The organism is Chitinimonas violaceus, from assembly GCF_052601015.1.
This window is the reverse complement of sequence record NZ_JBQXDJ010000094.1, coordinates 1-11,122: the sequence shown is the minus strand read 5'-3', so window position 1 is coordinate 11,122 and position 11,122 is coordinate 1. Positions and strand designations below refer to the sequence as shown.

The window sequence follows — 11,122 nt, the reverse complement described above, 5'->3', positions numbered from 1 at the left end:
ATTGGATCTGGTTCTACAATCACGAACGCCCTAACATGGCCTTGGGCGGTATTACCCCAATACAGCGGCTGGCCATGGTCGCATAGCGCTACTTCTGACTCCCCTTAAAAATGGGGGGATTACCGTCGCCCTCACGCAGTTGCGCTTCACTTCGTTCGCTGTGATCAACTTACGGCGGGACTTCCACCCGCAGGAGTGCGCCCATGCTGGGCGCACATGAACAAAGCCGGTGGGATTGCTCCGGCACCGGCTTCCTAAAACGACATCTGATTTGCAACTTTACCTTTGAAGTTAATTCGGTTCCCAGGTTAAGACAGGCAAATCAAAAGCAATTACGTCAATAACATCGTTTGAGGCAAAGATCGAATAGTGGCTTATTTGATCATCGCTACGTATTCCATAGGATTGTTTATGGAACCACTCGATAAACTCTGAATTGTCTACTTTATAAAGCCGCTGCCCTTTACAACCAGACTGTTCCAATTGATCAATAGCTACTAATGCGTCTCCTTCGTCCAGAAGGCGATATGACAAATGCTCTTGAAAACGAACAGTTAGCGTCAAGCCATCTTCGTTTCTCAGAGTAATCATCAAGCCATCAGAAGAGTCCCGTAACTCCTCACATTCCAAAGACTTCGAAGCAATGATGTCTTGGAAGATAGGCACGAATTTTTGCATCAGTTATATCTCACTTTAGTTCTACTTCTACCATCTTGAATCTCTACTGTAGGTCTTCCATCAGTGCTATTAGGTCTAACTACAATTCTTCTTCCATCCGGTAAAACTCCCGTACGGCCACCATTACCTATATCTTTTACCCCTGAAGGTTTGAGACCATCGAAATCTCTATTTGCCTCTTCAACACCACCTGGTTTTGTCCAAATTTCAGATGGACCACGCGTTTTACCTGGTTCCTTTTCTGCTCCAGGGACAGGAGGTGCATCCCCTTCCTCTCCCTCATTGAAATACCAATCTCGGAATTTATCCGCAGCGTCGCCACAAGCCTGTGCAGCAGCAGCTCCAGCATTCCAAATGTCTCTACCGACATTTCGCATATTTCGGCTGCAAACTGGGTCGCGGGCACACAATGCCATCCCTAATCCTGTCACAACAGGAATAGCCATTGCGCTTAACCCCTTTGGATCGGTGTAACTCAGCGGATTTCCGTTGACATAGCCATAGATAGTTGGCCCTGACGCATTCCGTCGTACCGACATCCACCAAACCCAGACGCCATGCGGGTTCCAGCGCGTTCACACAGGCGCAATAACAGCAATAAAGAACAATTTTCTCTAGACGCGATTTACCGCGCTGCGCACAAGGGTACCCGGTTGCAATGTTATCGACCACTGCGCCGAATCTGGCTCACCTGAATGGTGGACCGACCGGGATGAGTGCGGGCATTTGGACGGGAATGCCGACTGGGTGCGCAGTGATGATGATTTCGAGCTTTGAAGTATTGGCTGCGTTACTTGTCCGTCGATGAATAAAGCCGGTGCGGGAGCAATCCTCACCGGCTTTGCTTTGGTTAACGGCTATTCTGTTTCTATTTTGCTGGAATTTGTGCACTAGCAACGATGATCTGTCGTCAGGCTCACCTCTGTTCCTTGACTAAGCGAATCAACAGATTAGCTAAATCAAGAGCTTCATGCTTGGCAAGGTCAACTGGAACCTTGAATTCGCTATTTAGATTCCAGGTTTTTAACTCTGTAAATGATCGATATCAATAACGGCTCCAATATAACCAGCAAACGTTGACATTTCTGGCGGTATTTGAAGTGATGGAATTCTAGCACCACCTCTAATAACGATCGTAAAACGAACAACTCCTGTCTGTGCTATGTCTCGAATGGTTTCTTTTTGTTGGGAGATTTTAACCTTTAAATCATCCCAATGGTCAGCTACTTCTTCAGAATCGATTGCAGACTGGATTGACCAAATATTTTGCCGTGGTAAATCTTTAGATTTATTACGTTCTCCACGCATTAAAGCAACGTTAGGTGTAATGCCAGTTACCTTTGTTATTTCCGAAGGTAATACATTAGTCCCTAACAACTGAAAATCCACCAACAACAAATCTTTCATATTAATTACCATCCATTAATATTCATGTGTAGATATTTAGGTATGCCAGTGCCTTTTCTTGGACCAGAATACATGTTGCCATTTTTATCCACAAAGATATCACTTTTTGAGTCAAGATTTAAATCTCGCTTCATATCATGAGCATCTTTATATTGATTATTTTTGCATGCCTTATCCAATTCTTTATCGGACATTCTTGTAGCATCTTTTGCATCTTGTTCGCTAGGCGTCGAACCATCTTTTTCACATTTTTGAATGTCAAAGCCAGGAAGCTTTAAGACGGTTTTGCAGTTTTTGACTGCTAACCCTAGTGGATCGATATAGCTAAGCGGATTCCCGTTGACATAGGTGTAGGTGTTGGTCCCCCCCAGCAATCCTATCGGATCACTCTGCAAATAGCGACCAGTCTTAGGGTCGAAATCCCTGAAATAGTTGTAGTGGTTGCCCGTTTCTTTATCGAAATACTGCCCCGGGAAGCGCAGGTTGAAGGTGTACTTGGCGCCGGTGGCTTCTGGGTCTTCATTGGCGTTAGACGCACCGAACGGCTCTCCGAGTTCCCACGCCCAGATGGCGCGTTTGGTGGCGTCGGTGATGAGTCGTGGTGTGCCCAGGTGATCGGTATGGATGTTACGAACATCGATGCCGTTATCAACGAGCGCAATCGGGGTGCTGCCAAGATAGAGGTACTCGCGTTTGAATTTGCCGGTTTGATCCGACTCGGCAACCAATCGGCCCCACTGGTCATAGTGGAACAGGGTGGTGGTACCCTGGTAGGTCTTGGCAACCCGTTCACCGAGGCCATTAATCGTGAATTGCGCACCAGACGCTTCAATCAATCGGCCACGCGCATCGTAGCTGTAAGTGCCATTGCCACTGGTACGGCTGCCATTGGCGTCGTATTGGTAAACAGGATTGCTACCATCATTACCCGAGCTGGCTTTCAGCCGGTTGCTGTTGGCGTCGATATCCTGTGGGTAGACGGCATCATCGCTACGCAAAGACTTGCGATTGCCGTTGGCATCGTAGCCATAGCCTTGGCTGCCCGGAAATGCATTCCCTCTAACTTGCAGGATGCGGCCGTCTTTCCACTCGGTCAGGCGGTCCAGCTTGTCGTAGCCATAGCTATGGGTTTGCCCAATCGGCAGCCCCAGGCGTTGCAACATCCTTTCCCACCAACCACCGCTGATTTTCTGGCTGGTGATACGGCTGCCGGTGTCATAACTCAGCGTCAGTGTGCTGTCACCGAGGCTCAGGCTGGTCATCCGGTTCAGGTTGTCATAACCTGTTGTGCGGACTTCGCCATTGCCAAAGGTCCAACCAGTGACTTGGCCGAATGGCCGGTATTTCAGGTTCTGGATAACAATCTTCTCGGCAGCAGTGCCTTGCTTGGTGGTGATCTTGTTGACCTGACCAACGTTGTCGTAGAAGTAGGTGACCAATCTGCCGCTCGGGTAGGTCAGCTTGTTCAGCCTGCCTGCGGTGTCGTAGCCATAGCTGGTTGTGTAATCCTTGTTCCAGATCGTGCGCTTTTCCGTGGCGATGCGGCTGTAAGGACCATAGGTGTAGACGGTCTTGCCACTGCTATCGGTTGCTTGCGTGACCATGTCCGCGCCAGGGGTGCCATTGGCCCCATAGGCATAGGTCTGCACCTTGCCATCGGCAAAGGTGATCTTGCTGACGCGGCCGCCCGTATCGTATTCGTACTGGGTTGTCTGATTCTTGGCGTCGGTGCTCGTCAATAGTTGCCCATCACCACGACGGGTATAGCGCGTCGTGCCAGTATCGGGACTGTTGACTTGTATGACATTGCCCCGCCCATCAAGGTAATAGGTCGTCACCAGACCACGTGGATCAGTCACACTGGTTGAGCCTTGCTGGGTGTCATAGTCATAGCGCGTAACACCACGCTCGGGGTCGGTCATGCTGCTCAAGCGGTTACGTGCGTCATAGGTATAAGTGGTGACCCGGCCCAGGTTGTCGCGCATTTCGGTGCGATTCCCCATGGGATCGTAGCCATAGCTGACCCAACTCCCATCAGGACGGGATTCCTTGCTGAGACGGCCCAGCTGGTCATATTCCTTGTCCACACTTTGAATAACTGCGGCGCTTGTGGGTGTCGCAAGGGCAAAGGCTGCAGCCAGCGCAAGCAGGCGTTTATGTGTTGTGAATGGCATGACTTAACTCGCTTGCGGCATGGGTTGGGTGAGGGCAATCATTTCAGCTTCAATCTGCTTGATCAGCACACTGAGGCTGCTGCCGGCCTCAACTTCTTCTCGGGTACGGTTGCCAGCGGCATCCAGCACATAGCGGGTGCTGCTGCCAAGCTTGTCACGCACACCCGTCAACCGCTGCGCATCGTCATAGGTGTAAGTCAGTTGATTGCCGTCAGGTGTGGAAACGGTGCTGAGCAGGCCGGTGGGGGTATAGCTGTAGGTCGTGGTCAATGCGCCAACCTTCTGGCTGATCAATCGACCGCGTGGGTCGTAGGTTAGCGTGACCACATCACCAGTAGGTCGAGTAATGCTCAGTGGCAAGCCATCCGCGGTGTATTGCGTATAGCGGGTCACTAAACCGGAAGGTTCTGTGACGGTAGCGAGGTTGCCGGAGGCATCGTAGGTATAAGAAGTAATGAGGCCGGTAGCGTCTTTGGCGCTGATGAGGCGGTTTTGTGCGTCGTAGGTCCAGTTCCAACCTAGATTGACGTAGCTACGGTAATCGGACACCGCTTTAGACGTCAGGTTGCCGGTTGATTCATCGTAAGAAAAATCGGTTCTGATACCGGGTTCAATGGTCGTCGTAGGGAGCGAAAATGTTGGATGCCACGTAGTTGTCACCACATATTCTTCAGGCTTGCCTGGCGCTTCGATGCGTTTGGTTTCCAGCTTGCGGGTGGAATCGTATTCGTAACGCGTGATAAGGCCATTGAAGTCGGTCGATTGCGTCACATTGCCGTAGGCATCGTAGACAAGCTGGCTCTGGCTTGCGTTACAGCCGGCGCCACCAGGTTGGCTATTGCCAGTAATAAAGAAACCGCCACCTATCTTCTTGAAGTGGTAGCGACGTTTAGCGCCTAGCGGTGAGGTTTCATCGGTCCATGTGCCATCGGCATCCGTACCAAAAGCCAAGGTGACGGCATCGACCCCGTTGGCATGGGCTGAACGTACAGCACGGCCGTTCTCGTCGTAAGCCCAGGTGGCATAGCGTTTCTGTGCTTCATCAATAATGCCGGCCAGCAGGCCTGGTTTCTTGGCATCATCGTAAAGATACTGGCGCTGGGTACGATCGGCATAGGTGACACTGGTCAGCAAGCCTTCATTGCTATAGCCATAGCTCACACTGTTCTTGCCTGCGGTCTCGACTTTCAGCAAACGCTTGGTTGTTGCGTCGTGGGTAAAGGTCAGGCTGAATGTAGAACCATTTTCGCTGACTTTGCTTAACAAGCCGTTTTGATAACTCAGTGTGTAGGATCGGCCACCGACATATTGCAGTGAGGTCAGCTTACCTTCGGCATCGTATTTCTCGACGGTGGTCGTCGAGGTTAGCGTGATCTCGTTATTGCTGACGGAGACACTGAGATGTCGCTTGATGGCAGGATCGAGAAGGCCGCCATCACGAGTAATACCCACCGAGGAGCCATCGGGTCGTTCAATACGATAACTACGAATGGTGGCCGGGCTATTTTGTGTGGGCCAGGTGAATTTGGTGGAGACATCAGCAGGCTTAGTACCAATCACACCGTGAATGGGCACAATGCGGGCTTGCCAGTTATGGCGCCATCCCTTGCCCAAACCATTCTCTACGGTACCCGAGGCGCTGTTGTAGTGGCGGGAAAAGGGAATACGGCTGGCGCTGGAGAAATCATCTTCGCGCTGATATTTGTTACCTGTTGCGGTATTGATTGGGTTGCCCGACTCTTGGCATGAGCTACCCTGGTTAGGATCAGGTCCTGGATCGCCACTACCTCCGCCGCCCCCACTTCCTCCTGAGCCGCCACCAGAACCGCTACTACCAGAACCGCCGCTTCCGCCTGAACCACCCCCAGAGCCATTTTGATCGCCAAGGCCTGGGATAGGTTTGCAGACAGGTGGTTCGGCGCCTTCCACCGGATACTGATCGTCGGGACAGTCGGTACCACACCAAGCACCTCCGGGATCAGCTTTGGTAGTTACATAATTTCCGCAAGTTGCATGTACTTGGTGAAAGCCATTTTTATTACAGGTAGGTAGTTCAGGATGCCTTGCTTCCCAGGTGGCGGTATTGGTGTACCAATCTACGCCTTTAAATATCCATTTGATGTTTATGCATCCTGGACCAGCTCCCATGTAGCCACTGATTAATTCATTCTTGGCAGCTTCAAAAGATGAGTGCCAAATAACATTATGTCGATATTTTGGCTTGGTCACCTCAGACATTGCTAGAGGTGAAGCCAAAGTTAAGGCCGTGAGTAAGCAAAGGGATGCATTATTTTTGTTGCGCATTTTATGTGGCATCTGAAATATCCAAGAATCAAATAAATGGAATGGATTGATATGTGTAGGCGTGCGATCGCCTCAGAATTTATTCAGGTTAGTCGTCAACACAAACGCTTAGTCATGGGACGCTGAATGGTATGGGGCGTTCCGGACGATCAAAAATCATCGATCAAGACTAGGGGTAAGGCCCTTGCAGTCAGCACTGTGCGTGAAGAGAAAAGTCCAAAGTTGGATAGTTAGTCTGTGAGGAAACACTAATTCATGCGGCGTGCAGGGTATCCGGCAGTGGTGGACGTGTCAATTTGTCAGGCATCCCGGTAAGTGGCTGTCAGGAAAGCATTTTTGTTGCCGCTTGAAGCAAAGTTTTGACCGGGGAGAAGCCGGGAATAAGCGCTAACCCTGACCAGTTCTTGCACTGACGAGAGTAGAGAAAACAAATTCACTTCGATTTTCTCACTTTCTCTGCCGCAGTAAGGTGGACACCCTGCTCTCGTTTCGAGGGAAAACACCTAGGCGATTTCAGCAGGTTTTCGGTGCAACGCACTGATAACACCAAGACATAGAGTGGTAATGCGCAAGGTCACCGGGAACGCGCTAGACAATCGATGCTTTGATTGTCACTGGTTCCCTGCTCATGGCGCTGCCCCGCACTCTCGACCAAATTCGCACCCAAAATCCTCAGCTCGACCAACTTGATGACCACACCGTCATGGTTGGTATCTACAACCGCGACTTCGCGGGGACAATGACACCACAGCAGTACATGGCAGCCACTGGCTACACGCCCAAGGCGAGCGGCATGGATTACGTCAAATCCGCTGCTGCCGGAGCCGGCGATTTAGTCGCGGCAGCCGGCTACGGCCTGCAAAAGCTCGGTGCTGATGGCTTGGGTGGCGCGATCCGCGATGCTGGCCAGACCGCACAACGCTACTGGGTGGACGATATGTCCGGTGGTGGTCGATCCGTCGCCAACAACCCCATCGTCACCGATGACTACAGTCTGGGTGATACTCCACTGCAATCCACACTGATGGCAGCATCACGCAGCGTGCCCGGCATGGTAGCGACTGCGCCAGTCGGTGGTGTGATCGGCTTGGCTGCCAAGTCTGGTCTGGGGAGGTTTGCCGTTGCCAAGGGTGCACAAGCAGCGGCTGAGGCAGGCACGGCGACATTGGTGCAGAAGGCATTAATGGCCGCGCCGGGCGCAATCGGTATGGGCGTCGCAGAAGGCGGGCAAGCTGCCTTGGTCAATGCAGAGCAGACCCACGCCAAGGTGATGGACCTTGCAGCGACGCCTGAAGATGTTCTGCTGCAAAACCCGACCTATCGGGCCACGCTGCAGCAAACGCGTGACCCATTGGCGGCGCGTAAGGCTGTTGCGGATGAGACCGCCAGCCAAGTGTTACGAAACACCATGATCTCCACGGGCGGTATCGGTGTCCTTACTGGTGGCGGTGCACTGGGCTCGGTGTTCAATCGTGTAACTGGCCGTGCCGGTGCCTCGCTTGCCGGCGATGGCCTTGTTGGCATGGCAAAGTCTGCGGCGAAGGATGTCGGCAAGGAGGCTGGACAGGAGTTCCTACAGTCCGGAGCTGAACAGTACATCCAGAATGCAGCGGAACGCGATCATCTAGACCCAAGTAAGGATGCATGGCGCGGTGTCGGCCCTGCTGCATTATCTGGTGCAGCTGTTGGTGGCTTGCTGGGTGGAGGAATCCATGTCTTGGGTAAGCCTTTTGAATCGGGACGTGCTGCTGTTCCTACCTCACCACCCGTTACGGGCACCACGAACCTGCCCGCAATCTATCGTCCCAGTGGAGAATACGTCAGCGCCGATGAGGCAATACCTGCACCAGAAAAAGCCAGCAGACCCCGTGCGGAAAAGTACAACGTAACGCCCGATGGCGTTGCCATTCCGGTGGCACCGGAAGTCCGTGCTTTACCCGACAAGTCCGGCACGTTGTACGCCAACCAATTTGGGGTTGCCAGTGAACAGCTGGCTGATGTCGCACCAAATGAGCAACTGGCTAAAGAACGAGATGCACATACAAGACGGCGTGACGGTGCGCTCCGTGTCATTGGCAAGATTCAGCAACGAGCCAGTGAGTTGGAAGGCGAGGCATTAGCTCTATACCAAACCAACAGCGCCCCGGCACTGGCACGTGCTCAGCAAGCCTGGCAGGAGAGTGAAGCCGCAATAGCAGGGCTATCCCAAGCCTCGCCTGCCAGTGATCCTGTTCAACCTTTGAAAACTGACGCTGCTACAGAGGGGATGCTCGCACTGCCTGATAAGTCGGGCACGCTCTATACCAACGCTGCAGGTCAATCCAGCGACCAACTGGCCGCTGTCGCACCTAGGGAACAACGTACCCTTGATAAGGCGACGCTTACAGCAAGGCGTGACGGCGCTTTGCGTGAAATCGGCAAGATTCAAGCACGTGCCAGCACGCTGCAAGGCAAAGCGTTGGTGGAATTTCAAGCGAAGACCGCACCAGCACTGGCCCGCGCACAGAAGGTGTGGCAGGAAAGTGATGCTGCCTTAGCGCACCTTACAGAAGGCAGAAACGCCGCTATGCGAAACGCGGAATCTGAGCCTGTATCAGCAAATTCAACTATCAAGCAGTCTGCTCGGCCAGATACATCAAAGGTTAAAGCCAAAGTATCTGAAGCCGGCAAGCTTGAGTCACCACAGCAAATGCCTAGTCCTGCTGCAGGTAGGCAGGTTCAACAAGCTGCCTCACTATCGGAAGAGGTATTGAGTGAACGTGAACATTCCAAGGCTGCCAACAACGTAACTGAGGTTGCCCCTAAGCAGGTGGCGCTGACAAAGCCAACAGAGAAGTCGTTTAAGTGGTTTACGTCGGCAGAACGTGCTGCTGCGTATATCGACAAGAAGAAGCTGACGGATACACATGCGCCTGTTGCCGTTGAACGGTTGGCGCCCAATGGCAAACATGTCACGGTCTACGAAGTTCAGCCAAAGTCTGTCGAGTCAGTAAACAAGACGGCGCAAACCACCTCTGCCAAGACGCACGCAGCAGATACCCCAGCGGTTAAGAACAGTAAGCCTGAGCAGGCATTGAACTCCGATGCATCAGCATCAGAGGCCAAGCCTATCGTGTTGGAAACGAGGGTAGATGAGCCCTCTACCAAAGAAGCACCATCGGTCTCAGTTGCTGGCGATGTATTGCAACAACCCACGCACACTGACACGCCCAGCACGCATGAGAAAAAGAAGACCACGCGCAAGTTGTCTGCGAATGCTGTATCCAAGGCGAAGTCGAACCTTGAAGACGTTGGGGATGCACTGCGTTGGAACCGTAAGGGGATTTTTCGGAACGGTGGGTTGACCTGGGACGCGATCAAGGATGAGAACGACACCCTGAAGCTCAAGTTGGCCAGCAAGGAAAAGATATGGGCACGCCCGAATTGGACGTCCATTATCGCGGCGGTACCGGAAGACCAGCGGGAAGGGTTCACCGTTATCGCCCACTTGGTCAAGCAGGTGTACGACACGATTCCTAAGCAATCGCCCGCCGTCAGCGATCAAGCATTACAGACCTATATCGAGGTGGTCGGCGAGTTGCGCGAATCGGCCAATGCACTGCTGAACAACAAGGAGCGCCAAGCGGCGCTGTGGGAAATCCTGGTTCAACATGCTGCCGCCCGCCAAGCCGGCAAACAGACCTTTGGCGACACCCTTTCGTCCTTGAAACGGGACATCAGCAACATGCCGTTGTTTGCCGACCTGTTTCCGAAGCAGGCCGCTGGCGAGCGCTTCAGTCGCGGTACCCCGGAAAATGATCGTGCCATGGCCGTGGGCAACAAAGCCGTGAGTGCCATGCAGTGGGACATCCGTAGCGTGTTGGATGCGCTCAAGGCGGTCAAGGATGGTTGGCCAGCCAAGCAGGCGGCTTGGCAAAAACAAGGCTTCCATATCATCGCCACCGGCAACGTAACGCCGAATATCGCTCAGCGTCTATCGGGGCACTTCCTGGCAACACTCTCATTGGATGCCACGACCACCGAGAACCTGGGCCGCTTTGAGACCAAGGAGGTGGCACAAGATGCGGTAGATGAAGCGGTAGCGAAACGCGCCAATCGCTTCCTTTTACTGAACAAGGGCAAGTCAATACTCGGGGACTTTGCCAGCGAGGCAGAAGCCATCGAAGCGGCACAGCGCCAGACTGCCCGCAAATCGGACACCGAGCCGGACAAGGATGTTGCGCCGAACGATGGTGGATGGGAACGCAAAGGCGTAGACCGCCGTAACCCCGGTGAGAACATCACGCCTGAACGTCTGGAACAGACGTTCAACTTCCGTGGGGTGAATTTTGGTAACTGGGTGAGCCAGGATGAACGCCAGCAGCACGTTAACGCTGCTTTCGATGCCTTACACGACTTGGCAACGGCTATGGGTATTCCCCCTGCTGCAATTGGGCTTGGGGGCAAGCTTGGCCTGGCCTTTGGTGCGCAAGGCAATGGTGGTCGGAATGCCGCGCACTTTGTACCTGGCGTCAATGAAATCAACATTACCCGTACCAGTGGCGCCGGTGCGCTGGCCC

Annotated in this window: 6 protein-coding genes; 1 reads left to right on the top strand and 5 read right to left on the bottom strand. The window is 52.9% G+C overall.

Annotated features, from left to right (window positions below):
- Nucleotides 1–291 precede the first annotated feature (291 nt).
- The 5 genes from ACUHMQ_RS18945 to ACUHMQ_RS18925 all read right to left on the bottom strand — a co-directional run bounded on the left by ACUHMQ_RS18945 (nt 292) and on the right by ACUHMQ_RS18925 (nt 6,188).
- Nucleotides 292–678, bottom strand: coding sequence for a hypothetical protein (locus ACUHMQ_RS18945; protein ID WP_445297021.1), 387 nt, complete (start codon nt 676–678; stop codon nt 292–294).
- Entirely contained in the window at nt 678–1,124 is a 447-nt protein-coding gene (locus ACUHMQ_RS18940; RefSeq protein WP_445297020.1) for a hypothetical protein, read from the bottom strand. Before ACUHMQ_RS18940 ends, ACUHMQ_RS18945 begins: the two co-directional genes overlap by 1 nt.
- A gap of 577 nt (nt 1,125–1,701) precedes the next feature.
- Nucleotides 1,702–2,085, bottom strand: coding sequence for a DUF4279 domain-containing protein (locus ACUHMQ_RS18935; RefSeq protein WP_445297019.1), 384 nt, complete (start codon nt 2,083–2,085; stop codon nt 1,702–1,704).
- A gap of 5 nt (nt 2,086–2,090) precedes the next feature.
- The gene (locus tag ACUHMQ_RS18930; RefSeq protein WP_445297018.1) at nt 2,091–4,259 is read right to left on the bottom strand and encodes an RHS repeat-associated core domain-containing protein; all 2,169 of its coding nucleotides are present in this window, start codon (nt 4,257–4,259) and stop codon (nt 2,091–2,093) included.
- A gap of 3 nt (nt 4,260–4,262) precedes the next feature.
- Nucleotides 4,263–6,188, bottom strand: coding sequence for a DUF6531 domain-containing protein (locus ACUHMQ_RS18925; protein WP_445297017.1), 1,926 nt, complete (start codon nt 6,186–6,188; stop codon nt 4,263–4,265).
- Nucleotides 6,189–7,191: 1,003 nt separating this feature from the next.
- On the opposite strand from ACUHMQ_RS18925, the gene ACUHMQ_RS18920 reads away from it, so the two are divergent.
- Nucleotides 7,192–11,122, top strand: a 3,931-nt coding sequence (locus ACUHMQ_RS18920; protein ID WP_445297016.1) for a hypothetical protein, incomplete at its 3' end; no start/stop codon positions are given.